Here is a 21,457-nt window from a genome sequence, read left to right as displayed (position 1 = left end):
AATACCAGAGGAGACGGCAAATTGCAGCAGACAACCAGCGAAGCGGGAGCGCGCGCATGACGCCGTCGCCGCGCCGCCGCGCGATCGTCGCCGCCGGGCTCGGCGCGGCGCTCGCGCCGTCGCTCGTGCTGCCGAAGCCGCGCACGGTACGGATCTCGAAAGGCTACGGCGTGCTGTACCTGCCGCTGCTCGTGATGGAGCGGCAGCGGCTGTTCGAGCGGCATGCGGCGAAGCACGGCGTGCGCGACGTCGGCGTCGACTGGGTGCTGCTCGACGGCGGCAACTCGGTCAACGACGCGATGATGGCCGGCACGCTCGACTTCGCGGGCGCCGGCGCGCCGGGCTTCATCGAGCTGTGGGCGCGGGCGCGCGGGATTCCGAACGTCGAGGTGATCGGCATCAGCGGGCTGTCGACGACGTCGCTGTCGCTGAACGTGAACCGGCCCGGGCTCGCGTCGCTGCGCGACTTCACGCCGTCCGACCGGATCGCGGTGCCGGGCATCCGCACGTCGCTGTCGGCGGTCGTGCTGCAGATGGTGGCGGGCAAGCTGCTGGGCCGGACGCATTTCGCGCAGCTCGATTCGATCACCGTGAATCTCCCGCATCCGCAGGCGATGCAGGCGCTGATCCGGCACGAGAGCGGCGTCACCGCGCACTTCACGTCGCCGCCGTTCTCGACGCTCGAACTCCGGCAGCCGGGCATCCATCGCGTCGTCGGCTCGATCGACGTGCTCGGCCCGCTGACGCTCGACGTCGTGTTCGCGCCGAAGCGGCTCGTCGACGCGGAGCCCGCGCTCGCCGCCGCGTTCCTCGGCGCGCTCGACGACGCGAACCGGCTGATCGCGCAGGACCCGCGCGCGGCGGCGGCGATCTACGCGTCGGCGTCGGGCGTCGGCGTGTCGCACGACGACGTGATGCAGATGCTCGCCGCGCCCGAGACGCGCTTCTCGGTGCGGCCGAACCAGTTGATGGACTACGTCGATTTTCTCTACATGGCCGGCACGATCAAGGCGAAGCCGCGCACGTGGCAGGAGATGTTCGTGCCGATGCTCGACGGCTTCCGGCCGTCGTAGGCGCAACCCCACATACAACCGACACCACGAAGGAGCAAGCAGTGAACGCCACCGAAACCCTGGACCCCGCGTCCGCCGAAGAACGGCACGTCATGTCGAAGACGGCGCGGCGCCTGCTGCCCATCCTCGTCGTGATGTTCCTGATCGCGTTCATCGACCGGCAGAACGTCGGCTTCGCGAAACTGCAGATGGTGCACAGCCTCGGGATGACGGAGGCCGCGTTCGGTCTCGCGTCGTCGCTGTTCTTCATCGGCTACCTGCTGTTCGAGGTGCCGAGCACGCTCGCGCTGCATCGCTACGGCGCGCGGGTGTGGCTCGCGCGCATCATGCTGACGTGGGGGCTGATCACGGTGGCGATGGGCTTCACGACGTCGATGCCGGTGTTCTGCGGGCTGCGCTTCGCGCTCGGCATCGCCGAGGCGGGCTTCTATCCGGGCGTCATCTACTACCTGACGCTGTGGTTTCCGCAGAGCTATCGCGCGAAGGTGCTCGGCATCTTCACGCTCGGCAGCGCGCTCGCGAACATGCTCGGCTCGCTGGTCGGCGGCTGGCTGCTGAGCCTGAACGGCGTGTGGGGGCTCGCGGGCTGGCAGTGGGTGTTCGTCGCGACGGGCATCCCGGCGGTGGCGGTCGCGATCGTCGTGTTCCGCGTGCTGCCCGCGTCGTATCGCGACGCGCGCTTCCTCGACGAGCGCGAGAAGCAGGTCGTCGCCGCCGCGCTCGAACGCGAGAAGCCCGCGCAGGCCGAGCACGCGCAGCCGTGGAAGGCGCTGCTCGATCCGCGCGTGATGCTGTTCGCGGCAACCTACATGCTGATGTCGACGTCGCTGTACGGCGTCACGTACTGGCTGCCGACGCTCGTGAAGTCGTTCGGCGTGTCGAGCGGCATGAACGGTTTCCTGAGCATGCTGCCGTGGGCGCTCGCGGTGCTGCTGCTGCTCTGGCTGCCCGCGAAGCTGCGCCGCGCGAAGAGCATCCTGCGCACGATCGCGATCGTCGCGGCGCTCGGCGCGCTCGGCTTCCTGCTGAGCCTCGTGCTGCCGTCGACGCCGCTGCGCTTCGTCGCGCTCGTGCTCGGCGGCGCGTGCATCCCGCTGCTGTATCCGTGCTTCTGGTCGATGCCGCCGCGCTACTTCACCGGCGCGCGCGCGGCGGCGAGCGTCGCGGCGATCAATTCGATCGGCAACCTCGGCGGCTTCTTCAGCCAGAACCTGATGCCGTTCGCCGGCAAGGTCACCGGCACCGCGTTCGGGCCGATGATCGTGCCGATCGTGTGTCTCGCGTTGCTCGGCGCCGGCGCGCTCGTCGCGTGGACGCGCTCGGAGCGGGGGATGGTCGCGGCGCGGGCGTGAGCGTGTGACGGTGGAGCGTCGGGTCTGGCGGTCCGGCATCAACGGGAAGACGACTACCACTGACCCGCTCACGCGACGGCCCTCCGCTTCCGCTAATCCGTGTGCCCCGTGTGATGTTCTCCGGCCACGAACATCGCGTGCGCGGACTGCAACGGAATATGGACGTCGATGGTCGTGCCCTTGCCGCGCGCGGTATCGATCCGCAGCGTTCCGCCGACCAGGTACGCGCGCTCGCGCAACCCGACGAGCCCGAACGAAGTAGGCTTGCGCGGATCGCCGGGATCGAAGCCGGCGCCGTCGTCGCGGATCGTCAGCGCGATGCCGTCGTCGCCGCACGCGAGCGTCACGTCGACCTGCGATGCGGCCGCATGGCGCGCGACGTTCGCCAGCGCTTCCTGCGCGATGCGGAACACGGCCGTCGCATACGGTTCCGCGAGGTTCTGCTCGGGCGGGTCGACGGACAGCGTGCAGCCGATGCCGTGACGCTGGCGGAAGTTCTGCACGAGCCATTGCATCGCCGCGGCGAAGCCGAGATCGTCGAGCATCAGCGGCCGGAGATCCGACGCGATGCGCCGTGTCGCGGCCACCGCACCGCGCGCGAGCCCGTGCATCGCCGCGATCTTGCGCGCGAGCTGCGCGTCGTCCTGCGGCACGTGGTCGATCAGCCATTCGAGGTCGTTCTTCAGCGTCGCGAGCGTCTGCGCGAGTTCGTCGTGCAGCTCGCGCGCGATGCGGCGCTGCTCCGCTTCGCGCGCGCTCGCGCTGATCGCCGAGATTTCCCGCAGCTCCTCGCGCGACGCCTGCAAGGCCCGCTCCGCGCGCACGCGCTCCTCGACCTCGCGCCGCAAGTCGCGGTTCGACGCGCTCAGCTGCGCGGTGCGCGCGGCGACGCGCTGCTCGAGGCGTTCGTTCGCGTCGTTCAGCTCCGCGGTCTTCTGCAGCACGAGCTGATGCTCGTACCGTTCGCCGGCGAGCGCGCGCGCCGTGCGCGCATGCAGCCGGCCGTTCTCGAACAGCAGCGCGAACAGCACGAGGCTCGATGCGACCAGCCCGTATATGCGCCCCGCGTAGAAGCCGAGATCGAAGCGCCCGTGATTCAGCATGGCCGACATGGCGATATCGAACAGCCACGCGACCGTGACGATCAACACCCACAGATCGAGTACCGAATGGCGGCGCCGGCGCCGCCACATCAACGCGAGCGCGATCAGGTTCAGCGCCCAGACGACCACGACCGGGCTCAGCAGCGGCTCGATCATCCGGTTGCCGCGCATGACGCGCGGCAGGTAGTCGTGCCCCGCGGTCGTGAACAGCGCGACCGCGCCGGTCGCGAGCGCAGTCGCGACGATGCAGCCGGCGATCGGGATCGCCGCGTGACGGAGCGGCTTCGGCGGCGTGCGCGGGGCGTCGCGCAGCAGCGCGTAGCACGCGACCACGAGCGGGAAGCCGCCGTGCCAGAACATGTACAGCCACGCGGTCGTCTGTTCGCCCGCGTGCAGCAGGCCGGTCGGCGCGAACAGGCCCGGGAAGGTCAGCATGTGCACGCCGGCCATGAAGCCCGTGAACAGGTAGCCGGCCGCGAGCGCCAGCAGCGCCCGCTCGCGCAGGATCGCGTATTGGCCGAGCAGCAGGCCGGCCGTCACCATGTCGTTGACGAGGATCGCCGTCTGGTAGACGGGGATGAAGCCCCACTCCTGCGCGAGCGGCATCTTCGCGAACGGCGCCAGCGCGACGAAGATCGCCGCCGATACGATCACGGTCGCGAGCGCGAGCTGGCGCTCGCGCCGCTCCGGCCGCAGCGACGACATGAACATGTGCGACGTGTCCGTATCGGCGTCGCGCGTCGCGGCGTCCGTCGGGGCGGGGGAGGCGTCCGGCCGCTGGGAGCCGGGCTTGGGCGTCACGGCGTGCGTCATGCGTCGTCCAGGTCGATGCCGAGGCCGTGGCGCACCGCATAGCGGATCAGCGCCGCGTCGTGCGGCAGGTCCATTTTCTCGAGAATGCGCATCTTGTAAGTGCTGACCGTCTTCGCGCTGAGGCCGAGCGCGCTCGCGATCTGCGTGACGGTCTGTCCGGCGACGATGCGGCGCATCACGTCGAATTCGCGCGCCGACAGCCGTTCGTGCGGCGGCGTCTCGGCCGGTGCGTGCAGGGTCCGGGCAAGACTTTCCGCCGCCGACCGGCTCACGTAGACGCCGCCCGACGCCACCTTGCCGACCGCCGCGACCAGCTCGGCGGTTGCGCTGTCCTTCGTCAGGTAGCCGGTCGCGCCGGCCTTGAACGCGCGCGCCGCGTACTGCTCCTCCGTGTGCATCGTGAGTACGAGCGTGCGCAGCGTCGGCGCGTGGGTCTTGATCAGCTTGAGTAGCTCGATGCCGGTCGGCGCGGGCATCGACAGGTCGAGCAGCAGCACGTCGGCCGCGCCGCGCTCGGCCAGCTCGAGCGTGGTCGAGCCGTCGCAGGCTTCGCCGATGATTTCGAAACCGCCGGCGGTCTCGAGTATGTGACGCAGCCCGTCTCGCATGACTGCGTGGTCGTCGGCCAGTATCACCTTGATCATGGAGCGGTCCTCTTGGCGGGATGACGCTTCGGCGCGCGAGGGCGCGGTGTCGTGCGGACGGCATTGCGTGACGGCCGGGGCGCGCGACGCCCGCGCACCGGCCGTTGTTCTGATCAATATATTCCGCCTGACCGGAAAACGGTACACGTCGAAGTCATTTTCTGCGACGCAACAGACGGAATCGGTACCAGGACTCAATAATCGGCGCGGCGGCGGCCTATTCATCTGATTAAATGCCGAGACGGCACCGGGCGGCACGGCCCGTATCGGTTCGGGACTACACTGAATCTGATGCCGCCCCCATCTTCCGAGGAGAGTCGTCGATGATCGATCTTGCCGCCATCCTGCCGGGCGCGCTGCCCGCCGCCGTCGCGTGGGCGGAAGCGCAGGCGGCCCGCGGGCTCGCGCAGGGCGAGCCGCTGACGCCGGCGCTCGCCGCCGATGCGCGCTCGGTCGGCGTCGCGCAGCCGGAGCGGATTCGCGTCGTCAGCGTCGCGCAGCTGCCGTTTCCCGACGAGCCGGCGCTCGCCGAGCTCGCACGTGAAGCCGGGCTGCTGTCGCCGGGCACGATCGGCCTGACGCTCGGCCACGCGGTGTTCGTGCTGCAGGGGCACGACACGCGCCGGCTCCTTACCCATGAATTCCGCCATGTGCACCAGTACGAAGCCGCCGGGTCGATCGGCGCGTTTCTCGCGCGCTATCTGCGCGAGATCGCGACGGTCGGCTACGACGCCGCGCCGCTCGAGGCGGATGCGCGGCGGCACGAGATCGGCTGACGCACGGGCACGGCGCGACGGCGTGCACACCCTCATGACAGCCGCGACGGCGGCGGACGCCCGGCGTCGCCGGCGCGTGCGCGGCGGGGTCGCCCCCCGACAGGACAGGCGATGAGCGAAACGATCCATGCATGGCTCGGCGCCGTCGGCGCGCATCCGGCGCTCGTGCTCGTCATCGTGTTCGCGGCCGCGTGCGCCGAAGCGATCGCGCTGATCGGCACGGTGGTGCCGGCCGGCGCGGTGATGTTCGCGGCGGGCACGCTGATCGGCGCGGGCGCGCTCGACGGCTGGATCACGATCGGCGTCGCGGTCGTGGGCGCGGTCGTCGGCGACGGGGTCAGCTACGAGCTCGGCCGGCGCTACCGCAGCGAGGTCCGGAACTGGTGGGCGCGCATCGGGCGCGCGGCGTCATACGAACGCGGCGAGCAGTTCGTGCTGCGCCATGGCATGAAAAGCATCGCGCTCGCGCGCTTTCTCGCGCCGGTGCGCGCGGTCGTGCCGGTCGTGGTCGGCTGCGCGTCCCTGCCGCGCCGGTCGTTCTATCCGACGAACGTCGCGTCGGCGCTCGTATGGGCGCCGGTGCATATCGCGCCGGGCATCGCGTTCGGCGCGTCGGCCGCGCTGGCCGAGGCGGTCAGCGCGCGGGTCGCCGCGATCCTGCTGGTCGTCGCCGCGCTGGTCGCGGCCGTGTGGTTCGGCGTGCGGGTCGCGCTGCGGCGCGGCGTGCCGCTGTTGCGCCGCGCGGCGGCCGCCGCGGTGCACGCGTGCGCGCATCGCTGGCCGGGCGCCGCCGTGCGGCTGAGCAGGCTGGTCGCGCGCGTGCGCCGGCTGCCGGGCGCGATCCCGCTGCTGGCGCTCCTGTTCGTCGGCAGCGTCTGGCTGTTCGCCGGCGTCGTGCAGGACGTCGTCGCGAACGATCCGCTGATGCGCGCCGACACCGCGCTGTACGCGTTCCTGCAGAACCTGCGCACGCCGCCCGTCGACGCGGCGATGCGCGCGGTCACGGTGCTGAACGGCCGCGACGTCGGCCTGATCGTCGCGGCGGCGTTCCTGGTCTGGCTGATGATCCACCGCTGCTGGCTGACGGCCGCGTGGTGGATCGCGGCGGTCGGCGTCGCGGTCGTGCTCGTGCCGCCGTTCGGCGTCGCGCCGGACGGCGGCACGCCCGCGACCTTCGCGCCCGGCGGCGCGCACGTGCCGCTGCCGGACGCCGACGCGGCGTTCGCGATCCTCACGACCGGCTGCATGGGCTGGGTGCTGACGCGCGGGCGCGCGGTGCTGTGGCGCAACGGCGTTGCGACGGCGATCATCCTGTGGATCGTGCTCGGCGGCTTCGCGCGGCTGTATCTCGGCAACGCGTGGCTGTCCGGGCTGCTCGGCGGCTGGAGCCTCGGGCTCGCGTGGTTCGCGTTGCTCGCGGGCGTTTATGCGTTCGGGCACGTGCGCGACGAGGTCCAGCCGAAGGGGGCGCTCGTCGCCGTCGTCGTGGTGCTCGCGACGGCCGGCGTGTGGACGGTTCCGGCGGCGTGGCGGGCCGACCGGGACCAGCGCGTGCATGCCGGGGTGGTCGCGATGACGGTCGACCAGTGGATGGACGGCGGCTGGCAGTCCGTGCCGGCGCGGCGCACCGAAATCAGCGGCGATCGCGAGGAATTTTTGCCGCTGCAGTGGTGCGCGACGTCCGACACGCTCGACCGGCATCTCGCGCAGGCCGGCTGGCAGCGCGCGACGCCGTGGTCCGGGCAGACCGCGCTGCGCTGGCTGCTGCCGCAGACGCCGGCCGACGGGCTGCCGGTGCTGCCGCGCTATTCGCAGGGCGTGGATACGCGGCGGGTGTTCGTGCGCGTCGAGCCCGGACAGCCGAACCGCCGGCTCGTGCTGCGGCTGTGGCGCTATCCGTACGTGCTGCAGGATGCGCAGGGCACGCGGACGCTGTGGTATGGCGCGCTGTATCGCGAGACGCTGCATCATCCGGTCGGGCTGATGACGATCGTGAGCAGCGCGACGATCAACGGCGCCGCGGACATCGCGCAGGCGCTCGCGGTCGACGCGAAGATCGTGCATCCGCCGGCCGGTGCAAGCTCGGCGCCCGCGGATGTGCTGCTGGTGTGGATGGTGATGCCGTGAGCGTGTGCGTGTCGCTTACGTGCGCGCGTGCTGTTCCGGTTCGACGGAAAGGCGCAGGCCGACCGTCTTGAGCACGGCGATCAGGGTTTTCAGCGTCGGGTTGCCGTTGGGCGACAGCGCGCGATAGAGCGCTTCCCGGCTGATGCCGGCCTGCGCCGCGACGGCGCCGAGGCCGCCATAGGCTTCGGCGACGGTGCGCAGTGCGAGCAGGCCGCCTGCGCGGTTGTCGGGATCGTCGAGCGATGCCATGGCCGCCTTCAGGTATTCGACGGCGAGTTCGCGGTCCGCGCGCAGTTCGGCGAGTTCCGCGTCGTGGTGCGGCACCGCGCCTTTGAGTTTGCTCATGATTGCCTCCGTTTCCATTCCTGCCAGAGTGCCTTCGCGTAGCGGATGTCGGCAGTCTGGCTGTCCTTGTCGCCGCCGCTCAGCAGCAGCACCAGCGTGTCGCCGTGCCGGCCGCAATACACGCGGTATCCGGCGCCGACATGGACGCGCAGTTCGATCACGCCTTCGCCGACCGGCCTGCAATCGCCGAAGTTGCCCATCTGGACCTGACGCAGGCGAACGCGAATCCGCGCCTGGGCGGCCATGTCGCGCACGGCAAGCAGCCATTCGGTAAACGGCTCGTGGCCGTCATCGCATCGATAGCGAAGGAGTTCGACGACAGGTGGCATTGTAACTTATAAACTACAAAAAGAAAATTGAAAGCGGAGCGGATTTCGCGGCTTGCCGGGCGGAATGGCGGAGGGCGCATCGCGAGCCGCAACGAAAAAAGCGCTGCAGCCCGAGGGCATGCAGCGCCTTTCATTCGGCGTCTCAAGCGATGAACCAATCGATGACACCCGCTACCCGGACGAGATCGATTCTTTCATCCGGCACGGACGGCCGCTATTGGCCGAACGGGCAACGCGGCCAGGTTTTCGTCACGGCAACGCGATCACCCTTTCCCGCGCGAATCCCGCGAGCGTGCGCAGCGCATCGCGCGCCGAGCGCAGGTAGAACGACTGCAGGTGGAACACGTGCCAGCGCGCCGCGTGCACTTCGAGACGGCACGGCACGCCGCATGCGAGCGCATGCGCGGCGAGCCGCTGCGCATCGGACAGCAGCACTTCCTGGTCGCCGGCCTGGATCAGCATCGGCGGCAGGCCGCGCAGGTCGACGTCGAGCGGGCCGCGCGTCGCGGCCGCGCCGGCGCCGTGATACCAGCGCAGCCCCTGTTCGAGCCAGCCGCGCCGGATCATCGGATCGTCGCCGCGCCGCGTCGCCAGCGTGTCGCCGCCGAGCGACGCGTCGGTGACCGGCGAGATCAGCAGCAGCGCGGCCGGCGCGGGCTCGCCCCGGTCGCGCAACGCGATCGCGAGCGCCAGCGCGAGCGCGCCGCCCGCCGAATCGCCGGCGACGACGATGCGCGCCGGCGCGTAGCCCTGCGTGCGCAACGCCGCATACGCGGCCAGCGCATCGTCGAGCGCGGCGGGGCTGGGGTGCTCGGGCGCGAGCCGGTAGTCGGGCGTCCATACCGCCATCCCCGCTTCGTCGGCGAGCCGCGTCGTCACGCCGCGATGCGTGCCGGGCCCGCCGAGGCAGAAGGCGCCGCCGTGCAGATACAGGATCGCGCCGCCGGCGTCGCCGCGCTTCGGCGCGATCACTTCGGCCGGCACGCCGCCCGCCGAAGCGCGATAGCGGATCACGCCGCCGCTTCCCGGCATCAGCGGCGACAGCAGCCCGACGACGCGCCGCTGGACGCCGACGCCGAACGGCGGCCCGATCAGCGAGCGGAAGGCGACCCGCAGGAAGCCGCGCAGGAAGCCGGCATTCAGCGCCTCCAGCGCGCCGTTCGGCGCGGCGACGGCGATGCCGCCCGCGCGTCCGGCCGCACCGGGCAGCGCGCTCGAGAAGCGATACGCGGCGAGCCCGGAGTAGCGCGCGAGCCAGCGGTACGACAGCGTGAAGCCGGGCCAGTTGGTGCTGTTGTGGCCGGACGCGTCGACATACCAGCTCTTGCAGCCGCTCCACACCGAGCCCGCGAGGCGCTGCTGGACGTGCACGTTGTAGCGCCGGTAGCGGCGCGCGTCGACGTCGATCGCGGTCGCGCCCGCGCGCCGCATCGCGCGCACGCAGCGCATCACGTGCGCGATCTGGCTCTCGAGCATGTAGACGATCGAGTTGTGGCCGAGATTGGTATTCGGCCCGTACAGCATGAAGAAATTCGGAAAGCCCGGCACGGTCATCCCGAGATACGCCTGCGCACCGTGCCGCCACGCGTCGTTCAGGTCGAGCCCGCCGCGGCCGGTGATGCGCATCGGCGACAGGAATTCGGTCGCCGCGAAGCCGGTGCCGTAGACGATCGCGTCGACCGGGTGATGCGTGCCGTCGGCGGTCTCGATGCCGTGCGCGGTCACGCGGCGGATGCGTTGCGTGACGAGTTCGACGTTGTGCCTGCTCATCGCGGCCAGATAGTCGTTCGACAGCAGCAGCCGCTTGCAGCCGATCGGGTAGTCGGGCGTGAGCTGCTCGCGCAGCGCCGCGTCCGGCACCTGCCGCGCAAGCATCTTGAGGAACGGCCGGCCGACCGCGAACTTCATCAGCCCGTTGAAGCGCGTGAACGCGAGCGCGCGCGATTCGTAGCGGACGTAGATCGCCGCGCGATGCAGCTTCATCGCCCACGGCAGCCGCCGGAACAGCGCCTGCTCCCACGGCCGGTAGGCGCGATCCGGGCGTGGGATCAGGTACGCGGGCGAGCGCTGGAACACCGTCAGCGTCTTCACGGCATCGGCGATCGCCGGCACGAACTGGATCGCCGACGCGCCCGTGCCGACCACCGCGACGCGCTTGCCGGCGAGCGGATAGCCGTGGTCCCAGTGCGCGGAATGGAACGCGCGGCCGCGGAAGGTTTCCATGCCGGGCAGGTTCGGCAGCGCCGGGCGGCTCAACTGCCCGGTGCCGCTGACGAGCAGCGCGGCGCTCAGCGTCGTGCCGTCCGTCAGCGTGACGCGCCACAGCGCGTGCGGCTCGTCGTAGCGTGCGTGCGCGACTTCCGCGCCGAAGCGCAGGTGCCGCGCGAGGCCGTACTTGCGTGCGCAGTGCTGCAGGTACGCGTGGATTTCCGGTTGGCGGGCGAACGTGCGCGACCAGCCGGGATTCGGCTCGAACGAGAACGAGTACAGATGCGAGGGCACGTCGCACGCGGCGCCCGGATAACTGTTGTCGCGCCAGACGCCGCCGACGTCGTGTGCGCGTTCGAGGATCACGAAGTCGTGCACGCCGGCGCGCTGCAGCGCGATCGCCATGCCGATGCCGGCGAAGCCCGCGCCGATGACGATGGCGGCGAGCGGCGGGGCGGTGTCGTCGAGGGCGGCGAAATCAGGCGATCGCATCGCGGGTCTCCTTCGGTTGGGCGGAGGGCGGCGCGTGAACCGCGCCGGGGTGAGGGGCGGGTTCGGCGACGGTCTCTGCGTCGGCATGCGGCCGCCCCTGCACGCGGCTGACTCCGCGCATCAGGTCGACCGCCTTCTCGGCGAGCATGATCGTCGGCGCGTTGGTGTTGCCGCCGATCAGCGTCGGCATCACCGACGCATCGACGATCCGCAGGCCCTGCAGCCCGCGCACGCGCAGCTGCGGATCGACGACCGCGAGCGCGTCGCGCCCCATCCGGCACGTGCCGACCGGGTGGTACACGGTGTCCGTGCGCTGCCGCAGCACGTCGCGGATCGCGTCGTCGGTCGTCACGTTCGCGGTGAACATGTCGTGCGTGATCCAGCCCGCGAGCGCGGGCGCCTGCATCAGCCGGCGCGTCAGCTTGAAGCCCGCGACCATGTCGTCGAGGTCGCGCGGATCGTCGAAGAACGCCGGATCGATGCGCGGCGCGGCGAGCGGATCGGCGCTTTGCAGCGTGACCGAGCCGCGGCTGCGCGGCCGCAGCAGGCACACGTGGCACGACAGCCCGTGGCCGGCATGCAGGCGCCGCGCATGGTCGTCGACCAGCGCGACGACGAAATGCAGCTGGATGTCCGGCGCGTCGAGCCCGGCGCGCGTCTTCAGGAAGCCGCCGCCTTCCGCGAAATTCGACGTCAGCATCCCGCGCCGCTCGCGGCGGAAGCGCAGCAGCTCGCGCAGCATGCGCAGGCCGCCGCGCGCCGACACGCCCAACGTGTCGACGCTGCGCGTGCGGTAGCCGAAGATGAAATCGGGATGGTCCTGCAGGTTGCGGCCGACGCCGGCCAAGTCGACGAGCGTACGGATGCCGAAACGTTCGAGTTCAGCCGTCGGGCCGACGCCGGACAGCATCAGCAGCTGCGGTGTCTGGAACGCACCCGCGGCCAGCACGACTTCGCGCCGCGCGCGCAGCGTGCGGACCGCGCCGTGCTGCCGCACTTCGACGCCGACCGCGCGCGTGCCGTCGAACAGGATGCGCAGCACCTGCGCGTGCGTCTGAACCGCAAGGTTGTCGCGGCGGCCGACGTGCGGCAGCAGGTACGCGCGCGCCGCGCTCCAGCGTTCGCCGTGCTTCTGCGTGACCTGGTAGAGGCCGATGCCTTCCTGCTGCGCGCCGTTGAAATCGTCGGTCAGCGGCAGGCCGGCCTGGCGGGCCGCTTCCAGGTAGCGCGCGTGAAACGGGTTGCCGGTGCGCAGGTCGCTGACCCACAGCGGGCCGTCGCGGCCGTGCCACGCATCGTCGAAGCGTTCGTTGTGCTCGCTGAGCCGAAAGTACGGCAGCACGTCGTCGTAGCTCCAGCCTGCGTTGCCGAGCGCGGCCCAATGGTCGTAGTCGCTGCGGTGGCCGCGGATGTAGACCATCGCGTTGATCGCGGACGAGCCGCCGAGCGCCTTGCCGCGCGGCTGGTAGCCGCGGCGTCCGCCGAGCCCCGGCTGCGGCACGGTCTCGAACGCCCAGTTGTTGATGCGGGTCGGCATCATCGCGACGGCGCCGGTCGGCACGTTGACGAGCGTGCCGTCGCCGCGGTTGCCGGCCTCGAGCACGCAGACGGTGACGTCCGGGTTCTCGGTCAGGCGCCCCGCGACGACGCAGCCGCCCGAACCGCCGCCGACGACGATGTAGTCGAATACCTGGGTCATGAATTCGTCTCCGGAAGATCGGCGGGTCAGGCGGCGTGCGCCGGCGCGCTGCATGCGGCGCAATCGGTCGGCGGGATCGGGTGCATGGTGTCTCCTCCTGGCTATCGATGAAGTCGTTCGGATGACGACTGGATGACGCCGATGGTGCGTGCCGCGTGGGAAAACACCAATGCTGCGACGGGACAATTGTTTTAGTATTTGGGCCAAATCGGCGCTTCGAGGGTTTCTCCGCATGAGCTTCCAGGATTACACCCGGAGTCCGGCCGGCGCGCGGCTGCTGGTCGATTTCGGCGGCGAACGCGGCCTGCCGAACGCGAAGCTGCTGGCCGGCACGGGGCTGTCGGCTGCGCAGCTCGACGACCCGAACGCGGAGGTGACGGCCGCCCAGGAGCTGCGGGTGACCGCCAACCTGCTGCGGCTGCTCGGGCATCCGCCGGGCCTCGGCTTCGAGGTCGGGCGGCGCTATCACTTCTCGGCTTACGGCGTATGGGGCTACGGGCTGATCGCGAGCGCCACCGCGCGCGACGCGCTCGAGCTCGCGATGCGCTTTCTGCCGCTCACCTATGCGTACACGGTGATCACGTATCGCGAGGACGACGACGGCTGCGTGCTGAATTTCGGCGCGCCCGAGCTGGCCGGCGAGCTGAGCCGGTTTCTCGTGGAGCGCGACATGACCGCGGCGGTCGTGCTGCTGCAGGAAATGGGCGGTGCGGATTTCACGTTGTCGCGCTTTACGTTGCAGGCCGAGCGTCCGGCGGCGGCGCGCGGCGCGGCGCCGGCCGTTGCGGTGCCGCGGATCGCCGGCGTCGAGCCCACGTTCGGCGCGCGTTCGAACAGCCTTGCGTTCGCCCGCACGTATCTCGACCGGCCGCTGCCGCAGGCGAACCCGATCACGGTGTCGATGTGCGAGCAGATGTGCACCCGCTTGCTGGAAGCGCGGCGCGCGCATGTCGGCACCGCGGCGATGATCCGCGATTACCTGGGCTCGACGCCGGGCACGCCGCCGTTTTCGCTCGAGGACATGGCGCGGCTGATGAACACCAGCGCGCGCACGCTGAAGCGGCGGCTGCAGGACGAGGGCACGACGTTCCGCGCGCTGCTGGCCGAGTCGCGCGGAGCGATGGCCGAAACGCTGCTCGGCGACGAGCGGCTGACGCTGAGCGAGGTGGCGGAGCGGCTCGGGTTCAGCGACCTGTCGAGTTTTTCGCAGGCGTTCAAGAGGTGGTATGGGGTGGCGCCGGGGGTGTTTCGCAAGTCGCGCGATGTGCGGCAATAACGGTGACGGCTGGACGCGATCCGCCCGTGCCGCGCGCTACTGCCGCCGCAGGATACAGCGCTAGCACTTTCTCCTTGTGCTTGTCTGTCATCGTCAAGATCACGTCGGAATGCTTGACGTCGTTCACCGCGACTTGACGTATGCAAGAATCAGCTCCGTGAGGAAACCCCTAATTTGTCGCCCTTTCACCAAACACTCCCGCGAATGTCCAGTCGCCAGAATATTTATGAGAGGTTCCATACCCCGAGCGACGAAGTTGCCGCGAGGGAAATCGCGGCGATGAGCGATGAGGAGCACGCGCGCGCCAAGTCGGCTGCGATAGTGCATGTCCGCAGTTGGCTCGCCATTCTGTTGGCGCCAGTCGCAGTCGGGCCTTTGGTCCCGATGTTCGCGTATATGCTGGGTATGCTTGCATACCGCGGAATGGTCGATCCGGCCTTTGATATCGATCGTGCGGTCGTCGAAACAGCCGTAACCGTAATATGGGTCACGGCTCTCTTCATCGCGGCCTGGATCGGCCTGAACTGGTGCATCGCGACGTACGGTACTCGACAGCGGTACTGGCGCGAAATGCCGTTCAACGGGCATGTCGAATTGGAGCGCCATACGTTACGCTCGGCAATCATCGTGTGGTCGGACGACTACGATCCAGCAGAACCCCTCTACGTTGACGAATGGATCGACGGCAAGCTCAAATCCAGCCGGGCCGGAGTAAGGCAGTGGGTCCTGGCTCGAACGTCCGTTGGTCATTGGCTGGTGCTGGATCAGCGAATTGCGGCAGACAGTTGGTGCGGGCCGCCAACGTTTCCCTCGGAGACGAAACGGTTGATCCCGGGGCGAGAATTGGCAATAGCATTTGCACCACGCACCAATATCCGTATCGGATTGAGATTTGGTGGACCGGCAGTGCCGTTGACCGTCACTTCCTATCTGCTGTCTCACGCTGAATGTGAGCGTCTGGCTGCGGCGGCTCACCACTATGTTTTTTTCCCGCCGGACCAATATGGAGTCGTCGATCCCGCCGATGCAGACTGGGTCGGGGAGCTCGCCGCCAGGGCATTGGACAGGGAAGTGCCTGTCGACGTAGCGGCCGGACGAGCGATGACGTGACGCCACGAAGTTAGGTTACGCGCTGCGGGAAACGGCCGGCCTTTGTGCACGACGTGTGCATCGGTCGGTCCGTTGGATGTCCAGGCTTGCCATATCGCCATTTACGGGCAGACCATACCGGTGCACGGGTTCATCTCGCCGTACTTTTGGCGCTTCGCCTGCTGACGTCGCTGCAGCTGTTCCGGAGGCAGGTAATAACGGCCGATGCTCAGGCCGCGCAGATCCGCTGCATTGTGAAGGTTGTGGAACGTCGGTTCGATGTCCGGATTGCGCCACTCACCGAGGTAGTCTATTCCCATATAAACGTCGAATAGCGAATCGGGCGGCAGCAACAGGCGATAGTTGAACGTGACGTAGTTTTCGGGGAGGGTGCGCGTAAAGTCCGCACGGCCGCTGGGCGAGAAGAAATCGGCGGGCTCGGTGCGTAACCCGTCGATCGATTCGCCACGCACGATCCGGTGCAAGCCGAGGCGATCAAAGCGTTCGTACGGAATTTCCGTGTGCACGTCGTCCTTGATTCTGATCCCGAACGTGTCGATGCCGGGCTTTCCTTCTACTGGATGCAGCTTGTTGAACGTGAAAGAAATTGCCATCACTTTGTCGGGAAAGTAGGCAAATTCAATAAGATCATGCTGCTCAGATTGATATTCGGGCTTGCCTAGCTTTTGAACGACTTCATCGAACGGCATGTTCCCCGCTACCCATTGCAATCCGATCTCGGTAAAGCGCATGAGCGTTGCTTGCTGTTCGGCTGTCATCTGCATGCCGGTTGCGGTGTCACGCATCTCAGTGACCTCCATCGGCGTCTTCGGCTCCTGTGCGATCGCCGGCGAGGCGAGCAGCCAGCTTGTGATGAGCATCGGCAAGCTCATATGCACGGCTGCACTGATCCACTTGATATGTCTTGGGCGCCAGCCCCAGTTCGGCATTCCAGTAGGCCAAAGCCATGTCGCCACACACAAAGGCATCGTTCTCCCACGGCCGGGCCGTGTAGTCGCAGTAGCAGGTGTTCGGTTCAGCCACCATCGCATCGACATCAATCGGGGTGCCTCCTATGGCTACGTGTAGTAAAAAATCAATGGCTCCCGCCCGCGCGCTGGAACTCGCGTTCCAGTGAAGCCCGGTTTTGCACACATGACGGCAAGTAGTTGTACTTGCGTCAGACGTTCAGCACGTAGACATACTGAACGATCGTTTTTCTCATCACCGAATTTTTCCGCAGCCCTAGCTCTTGTGTCGATCATCCTCCTTCAACCACATCCACCGGCCGGGAACGTGTTCGCAATACCAATGAACTTGAGCGGGAATGGTTCGCACATCAGGAAATCTCCGGCCGGCCTCCAGATAAAACTGGCCGGTCGGCCCGTTCTGCGACCAGCCTTCCCAGAGGCCAGTCTCCGGACAGATCATCCCGGTGCAGAGATTCATTTCACCGTACTTTTGGCGCTTCGCCTGCTGACGTCGCTGTAGCTGTTCCGGGGGCAGGTAATAACGGCCGATGCTCAGGCCGCGCAGATCCACTGCATTGTGAAGGTTGTGGAACGTCGGCTCGCTGTCCGGATTGCGCCACTCACCGAGGTAGTCTATTCCCATATAAACGTCGAACAGCGAGTCGGGCGGAAGCAACAGGCGATAGTTGAACGTGACGTAGTTTTCGGGGAGGGTGCGCGTAAAGTCCGCACGGCCGCTGGGCGAGAAGAAATCGGCGGGCTCGGTGCGTAACCCGTCGATCGATTCGCCACGCACGATCCGGTGCAAGCCGAGTCGATCAAAGCGTTCGTACGGAATATCCGTGTGCACGTCGTCCTTGATTCTGATCCCGAACGTGTCGATGCCGGGCTTTCCTTCTACTGGATGCAGCTTGTTGAACGTGAAAGAAATTGCCATCACGTCTCCTGGGTAGTACGCAAACTTGACAATATCGAACTGCTCCGATTGATATTCAGGCTTGCCTAGCCTTTGAACGACTTCATCGAACCGCATCTTCCCTGCTACCCATTGCAACCCGATCTCGGTAAAACGCATTAGCGTCGCTTGCTGTTCGGCTGTCATCTGCATGCCGGTTGCCGTTTTACGCATCTCAGTGGCCTCCATCGGCGTCTTCGGCTCCTGTGCGATCGCCGGCCACGCGAACAGCCAGCTTGTGATGAGCATCGGCAAGCTCATATGCGCGGCTGCATTGATCCACTTGATATGTTTTGAGCGCCAGCCCCAGTTCCGCGCCCCAGTAGGCGGTTGCCATCTCGCCGCAAAAGAATGCGTCATTCTCCCAAGGTCGGGCCGTGTAGTCGCAGTAGCAGGTGTTCGGTTCAGCCACCATCGCATCGACGTCAATCGGGGTGCCTCCTATGCCTACGTGTTGTAGAAGATCGGTGGCCGCCGCGTGAGCGCGCTGATATTCGCTCTCCATGGCGGTTGCATGGGCCAGATACGGCGGTCGATACTTCAACCGGCGCCAGACATTCAATGTATAAACATACTGACCAATCGCCATGCGCTTGAGACTGATCAACGTCGCCGTGTCGTTCGGAATACGATGCTTTGCCGTCAGCTCGACTATGGATTGCGCTTGAGATTTGCCTTCGCTCGTATTGTGAGTCGAATACGAATTTGATAGCACGGACGGCCATTTCGCGATATTCGGAATCGTCTCGAAGTTGTCCGGATGCTGCTGCACGAGTGCGAAAATCCAGAACCATTGCTGGCAATGTCGCGCCTCGTGATACAGCGTGTCGGCAAAGACCTTGAGCGGATCGAGTTGCTGGCGGCGGTCGGCCATGTTTGATGGGGGCTCGGCCTTCCTGATACGAAACATCGGGGCAAGCTCGGAAACGCTCAGCAGCAGACTCCAGTCGTTCGGCCTGAATGCACCTTGTTCGCCAGGCGGGTTGTTTGGCGATGGGGCATAAAGACCTAATTGGATAGGAACGCCGTGTTCCGGAATGCCGAAACCCGCCGTAGGGCTCGTCAGGGCGGCAGTGATGATCGGTCTGACGAGGTCGGCCAGCCTATCTGTTTGACCTTTCCCGTCGAGAGGCCAGTGAAGCTTCAGAACCGGAGTCGCGCCGGCAGGCCCGAAATACGCGTCACCCCATTGCACCTGCGTCACCAGCACATTCTGGATCGCCCGCACATAGTCCCTTGCGACCGGATACATGAGCTGATCGTGCCGATCGGGATCTTCGTCCGAGTATCGCAACCCCCACCGGTCCGGCGTACAGATCGCATAGAGGGGCATCCTGCCGAGCGTCGTCGGCTGTACGCGATTGACGCGCAGTGTCTGCGTGCCCACTTTGTGGGTGCGTTGCTTTCCGGTCTTGCTCATCCCTGATCTTCTCCATCCACGAACCCCGCACGGGCGTCCCTCGTCAGCGCGGGGCGGAATATCGAGCAAGCCGTGCCGTCATCCCGCAGGAGGACAAGCTTGGCAATCTGCATGCTCTTGCTCGCAACGAGTGAGGTTTCACCGTGCTCGGTGCTGGTGCCTTCGATCACCTGGCCGTCGTCCAGCGTGATCCGATAGCGCTGCCGGGCCATGGCGATACCGGAGCCGTTGTCCGGAAGCACGAAATGCTCGGCAACCTTCGCATCCTGGATTTCGGTGAGTGGCACGTTCACCGGCATCGGCTGCGGCCCGAACGTCTGGTGATCGCCCGCGTACCAATGGCACTTGCCACCCGTGAGCACCTGAAAGCCATCCGGGCCGAGCCGCACGGCCGTCCCGTCGACCTTGAGTTCGATGCTCTTCGCAGCGGTCAGCCGGATGCTGCCGGCGGCGCTGATCAGGTCGAGAACCTGCTTCGCGATGATCTCGACGTCGTTTTGCTGCGCCTGGATCTCGATCTTGCCGGTGCCCGCGATCAGCCTCAGACCCTTCCGCACGAACAGCGAAAATACCTCCCGTACGCTTGCAAAAACGGAGCGGCCTGTCGCAATCGCGACATGCCCGACACTGGTAAATGCAATATGCTCGTCTGCCGCCACATGCACACTGCGAGCGGCCGTGACAGCCAGGCCCTCGGCACTCGACAACGCCATGTCGGCGCGCGCGAATTCCGGAAACGGTTTATCGGGTGTCGCGGTTACGCCCCGAATGGCGTCGTTTTGAATCGTGATCGCGCGTGCGACCTCGCTCTGGTCTGCGTGTCGCTGCTGCGCGCCGTGCCGTTGAGCCAGCGCCGTGAGACTTTCCTGGACGTCACGCGCCTGCGTAAGTCGCGTGATCGTTTCACCCATGGCCTTGACCGGTGACGCGGCGCCTTCGCGCGTTTCGGTGGTGAGAAGCATCCCCCGATTGGCGCGCGCCACGCCCCAAGCATGCGTCGCCAGTTCCCAGCCTTCGCCGCGCGCATCCATCCGCCCGGCACCGGCTTCGATGCGCGTGTTGTAGCCGACCACCAGGCGCGTTTTCGCATGATCGCTCGCTACCTGCACCTGCAATTTTCCCGGCGTGTCGTCGGAGACGACCGCCGTCGACTGGCTGCCCGTCAGCGCGCGGCTGAGCCAGCCGGTCAGCGCCTGGTTCTTCGGCAGCTCCCACGGAGGTTGATTGAAGCCGTTGACTTGCCGCGCCATCACGAACGGCTTGTCGGGATCACTCTCGTGATACAGCACGGTCACTTCCTGCCCGACGCGCGGCAGCGCGACGAATCCGAAGCCGTTGCCCTGCCACGGCTGCGCGACGCGCACCCAGCAGCTCGCATTCTCGTCCGGCCCATTGCGTCGATCCCAAACGAACCGGACCTTGATTCGCGCGTAGCCGTCGACCCACATCGGCTGTTCTTCAGGCCCGACCACAATGGCCGTCTCCGCACCGCACGTCGGCTTCTTTCTTGGCGCGTTGCGGAAAAACGCGTTTGCGGGTTGCAACTCGAACTTCGTCACGCAAGCGTAGTGGGCGTCTTCCGCGGTCGACTGCGTCGTATCGTCGACGTCGCGCAGATCGAACCGTGTCGCCACAACCAGATATTCGACGTTGACAGCCTCATCCGGATGCGCAACCAGATGAAACGTGTGTCCGACCGACAGCCCACGCAGATTGCCTTTGCCGGTTACTCGCAAAGCCTTGGCGCGTAACGCGTCGACGCGCACACCGGCCAGATGGCGCGCTTCCCGTTCGTGGTCGTTCGGTTCGCCGGCCATCCCCGTGACGCCGGCGAGCGGCTGCGAATAGTCGCCGAACACGTAATGCTCGGTGTCGGCGAATGCCGTATCGCTCGGGCGGTTCACATCGGCGTCCAGACGAGCGCGCGGCCTCGTGTAATCGTAGTCGGTTACGTGTACGGAACCGGCGGTCAACGCATGCGATACGTCGAGCCGATGAATGTGCTCCTCGTCGATGCGTGCGCCGTCGGGCGCGTGGTATCGGATCACGTCATACAGGTTGCCGTGCGCGCGATGCGCGCCGGGCGAATCGGCAATCACGAGCGTGGAGCCATCCATGAAGAAGTACAGTCCCCACTCGCGCCACAGCCGGGTGAGAAAAGCATAGTCGGACTCCCACATCTGCCGCACGTAGTCGCGTGTCGGATAACGCCCGTTCAATCCGGCCGCCGCCAGCCGAAGCTCGAAAGGGAAGCCACGATAACGCCGATCCTTGAGCACCGCATCGGTAATCTGGTCGACGCTCATGTTCTGGAAAACCCGGTTTTCCCGGTTGCGTGTCGCCAGCCACAGCCAAGGGCGCACGGTGAAACGGTAGAACACGCGCGGGCCCTCCTCGCCGGTGCAGGCGACTTCCGTCACGAGGCCGGTAGTCGTGCGCCGTCCTGCGCCCAGGTTGCCCAGACTGCTGTCGCCGGGCATGCTCGGCATGAACGCACCCCGGCCGTCGAACTCGACAGTCATGCTGATTTCCTGTCCGATCAGCGACGGAGGCGAAACGAGTTGCTTCGCTTTCCAAGGCGGTAACGTCCGATCGTCGGCGGTCGACAACTCCAGCGTGTAGCGATACAGCTTGCCAAGTTTCTCGGTGCCGGATACACGTCGTGCGAACAGCACTGGCCGGCCGCCCCACGTCGGCAATGCGGAGCCCGACACGGCGAGTGTGCGGCTGTGGATGGATTCGAACATGGGTATTTGCCGGCGAAGGAATAACGGACGTCAGGCGC

The 21,457-nt window shown here is 67.1% G+C and carries 16 protein-coding genes; 6 read left to right on the top strand and 10 right to left on the bottom strand.

The features are described from left to right. Positions 1 to 56 precede the first annotated feature (56 nt). Positions 57 to 1,073, top strand: coding sequence for an ABC transporter substrate-binding protein (locus tag HWX31_RS01880; RefSeq protein WP_174963618.1), 1,017 nt, complete (start codon positions 57 to 59; stop codon positions 1,071 to 1,073). A 41-nt stretch (positions 1,074 to 1,114) separates the two neighbouring features. Further along, entirely contained in the window at positions 1,115 to 2,425 is a 1,311-nt protein-coding gene (locus HWX31_RS01875; RefSeq protein WP_174963616.1) for an MFS transporter, read from the top strand. A gap of 92 nt (positions 2,426 to 2,517) precedes the next feature. Here HWX31_RS01875 and HWX31_RS01870 read toward each other — a convergent pair whose 3' ends face one another. Further along, positions 2,518 to 4,239 (bottom strand): sensor histidine kinase, encoded by a 1,722-nt coding sequence (locus HWX31_RS01870; RefSeq protein WP_244143646.1) that lies wholly within the window; start codon positions 4,237 to 4,239, stop codon positions 2,518 to 2,520. Positions 4,240 to 4,337: 98 nt separating this feature from the next. Beyond that, a complete protein-coding gene (locus tag HWX31_RS01865) occupies positions 4,338 to 4,985 on the bottom strand; it encodes a response regulator (protein ID WP_174963614.1) in 648 nt (215 codons plus the stop codon). Positions 4,986 to 5,308: 323 nt separating this feature from the next. Between HWX31_RS01865 and HWX31_RS01860 the strand changes: the two genes are divergently transcribed. Beyond that, positions 5,309 to 5,761 carry a hypothetical protein gene (locus HWX31_RS01860; RefSeq protein WP_174963612.1) on the top strand — a complete coding sequence of 151 codons (453 nt, stop codon included), beginning with the start codon at positions 5,309 to 5,311 and terminating at the stop codon, positions 5,759 to 5,761. A gap of 111 nt (positions 5,762 to 5,872) precedes the next feature. After that, on the top strand, positions 5,873 to 7,888 hold the full coding sequence (locus HWX31_RS01855; RefSeq protein WP_175933864.1) for an LssY C-terminal domain-containing protein: 2,016 nt from the start codon (positions 5,873 to 5,875) through the stop codon (positions 7,886 to 7,888). Between the two features lie 15 nt (positions 7,889 to 7,903). Here the strand turns inward: HWX31_RS01855 and HWX31_RS01850 are convergent, their stop codons facing one another. The 4 genes from HWX31_RS01850 to HWX31_RS01835 form a co-directional block, all read right to left on the bottom strand. Next, a complete protein-coding gene (locus HWX31_RS01850; protein WP_010097403.1) occupies positions 7,904 to 8,233 on the bottom strand; it encodes an addiction module antidote protein in 330 nt (109 codons plus the stop codon). Then, positions 8,230 to 8,562, bottom strand: a complete 333-nt coding sequence (locus tag HWX31_RS01845) for a type II toxin-antitoxin system RelE/ParE family toxin (RefSeq protein ID WP_174965721.1) — start codon at positions 8,560 to 8,562, stop codon at positions 8,230 to 8,232. Before HWX31_RS01845 ends, HWX31_RS01850 begins: the two co-directional genes overlap by 4 nt. Positions 8,563 to 8,811: 249 nt before the next feature. Then, the gene (locus HWX31_RS01840) at positions 8,812 to 11,262 is read right to left on the bottom strand and encodes an alpha/beta hydrolase fold domain-containing protein (RefSeq protein WP_174965722.1); all 2,451 of its coding nucleotides are present in this window, start codon (positions 11,260 to 11,262) and stop codon (positions 8,812 to 8,814) included. Further along, entirely contained in the window at positions 11,249 to 12,961 is a 1,713-nt protein-coding gene (locus HWX31_RS01835; protein ID WP_174965723.1) for a GMC family oxidoreductase, read from the bottom strand. Before HWX31_RS01835 ends, HWX31_RS01840 begins: the two co-directional genes overlap by 14 nt. A gap of 232 nt (positions 12,962 to 13,193) precedes the next feature. Between HWX31_RS01835 and HWX31_RS01830 the strand changes: the two genes are divergently transcribed. Both HWX31_RS01830 and HWX31_RS01825 read left to right on the top strand, forming a co-directional pair. Then, the gene (locus HWX31_RS01830) at positions 13,194 to 14,237 is read left to right on the top strand and encodes an AraC family transcriptional regulator (RefSeq protein WP_174965724.1); all 1,044 of its coding nucleotides are present in this window, start codon (positions 13,194 to 13,196) and stop codon (positions 14,235 to 14,237) included. A gap of 204 nt (positions 14,238 to 14,441) precedes the next feature. Next, on the top strand, positions 14,442 to 15,347 hold the full coding sequence (locus HWX31_RS01825) for a hypothetical protein (protein ID WP_174965725.1): 906 nt from the start codon (positions 14,442 to 14,444) through the stop codon (positions 15,345 to 15,347). Positions 15,348 to 15,448: 101 nt separating this feature from the next. Here the strand turns inward: HWX31_RS01825 and HWX31_RS01820 are convergent, their stop codons facing one another. The 4 genes from HWX31_RS01820 to HWX31_RS01805 form a co-directional block, all read right to left on the bottom strand. Continuing rightward, positions 15,449 to 16,207 (bottom strand): hypothetical protein, encoded by a 759-nt coding sequence (locus HWX31_RS01820; protein WP_174965726.1) that lies wholly within the window; start codon positions 16,205 to 16,207, stop codon positions 15,449 to 15,451. Between the two features lie 364 nt (positions 16,208 to 16,571). Continuing rightward, a complete protein-coding gene (locus HWX31_RS01815) occupies positions 16,572 to 17,501 on the bottom strand; it encodes a hypothetical protein (RefSeq protein WP_174965727.1) in 930 nt (309 codons plus the stop codon). Then, positions 17,428 to 18,672 (bottom strand): hypothetical protein, encoded by a 1,245-nt coding sequence (locus HWX31_RS01810; protein WP_174965728.1) that lies wholly within the window; start codon positions 18,670 to 18,672, stop codon positions 17,428 to 17,430. Before HWX31_RS01810 ends, HWX31_RS01815 begins: the two co-directional genes overlap by 74 nt. Then, positions 18,669 to 21,419: a type VI secretion system Vgr family protein gene (locus HWX31_RS01805; RefSeq protein WP_174965729.1), complete on the bottom strand. Its 2,751-nt coding sequence runs from the start codon at positions 21,417 to 21,419 to the stop codon at positions 18,669 to 18,671. The genes HWX31_RS01810 and HWX31_RS01805 overlap by 4 nt, the downstream gene beginning before the upstream one ends. Positions 21,420 to 21,457 lie beyond the last annotated feature (38 nt).

Source organism: Burkholderia ubonensis (assembly GCF_902833085.1).
GTDB classification, from domain to species: Bacteria; Pseudomonadota; Gammaproteobacteria; order Burkholderiales; family Burkholderiaceae; genus Burkholderia; species Burkholderia ubonensis.
Note: the sequence above shows the minus strand (reverse complement) of the source record. Positions and strands in the feature narration are given on the sequence as shown.

What these genes read in the sequence shown, in the direction of transcription:
- HWX31_RS01835 (WP_174965723.1), bottom strand. Translation starts at nt 12,961, where the DNA reads ATGACCCAGGTATTCGACTACATCGTCGTCGGCGGCGGTTCGGGCGGC.
- HWX31_RS01840 (WP_174965722.1), bottom strand. Translation starts at nt 11,262, where the DNA reads ATGCGATCGCCTGATTTCGCCGCCCTCGACGACACCGCCCCGCCGCTC.
- HWX31_RS01820 (WP_174965726.1), bottom strand. Translation starts at nt 16,207, where the DNA reads ATGCTCATCACAAGCTGGCTGCTCGCCTCGCCGGCGATCGCACAGGAG.
- HWX31_RS01880 (WP_174963618.1), top strand. Translation starts at nt 57, where the DNA reads ATGACGCCGTCGCCGCGCCGCCGCGCGATCGTCGCCGCCGGGCTCGGC.
- HWX31_RS01865 (WP_174963614.1), bottom strand. Translation starts at nt 4,985, where the DNA reads ATGATCAAGGTGATACTGGCCGACGACCACGCAGTCATGCGAGACGGG.
- HWX31_RS01855 (WP_175933864.1), top strand. Translation starts at nt 5,873, where the DNA reads ATGAGCGAAACGATCCATGCATGGCTCGGCGCCGTCGGCGCGCATCCG.
- HWX31_RS01870 (WP_244143646.1), bottom strand. Translation starts at nt 4,239, where the DNA reads ATGTTCATGTCGTCGCTGCGGCCGGAGCGGCGCGAGCGCCAGCTCGCG.
- HWX31_RS01860 (WP_174963612.1), top strand. Translation starts at nt 5,309, where the DNA reads ATGATCGATCTTGCCGCCATCCTGCCGGGCGCGCTGCCCGCCGCCGTC.
- HWX31_RS01805 (WP_174965729.1), bottom strand. Translation starts at nt 21,419, where the DNA reads ATGTTCGAATCCATCCACAGCCGCACACTCGCCGTGTCGGGCTCCGCA.
- HWX31_RS01845 (WP_174965721.1), bottom strand. Translation starts at nt 8,562, where the DNA reads ATGCCACCTGTCGTCGAACTCCTTCGCTATCGATGCGATGACGGCCAC.
- HWX31_RS01850 (WP_010097403.1), bottom strand. Translation starts at nt 8,233, where the DNA reads ATGAGCAAACTCAAAGGCGCGGTGCCGCACCACGACGCGGAACTCGCC.
- HWX31_RS01815 (WP_174965727.1), bottom strand. Translation starts at nt 17,501, where the DNA reads ATGCTCATCACAAGCTGGCTGTTCGCGTGGCCGGCGATCGCACAGGAG.
- HWX31_RS01810 (WP_174965728.1), bottom strand. Translation starts at nt 18,672, where the DNA reads ATGAGCAAGACCGGAAAGCAACGCACCCACAAAGTGGGCACGCAGACA.
- HWX31_RS01825 (WP_174965725.1), top strand. Translation starts at nt 14,442, where the DNA reads ATGTCCAGTCGCCAGAATATTTATGAGAGGTTCCATACCCCGAGCGAC.
- HWX31_RS01830 (WP_174965724.1), top strand. Translation starts at nt 13,194, where the DNA reads ATGAGCTTCCAGGATTACACCCGGAGTCCGGCCGGCGCGCGGCTGCTG.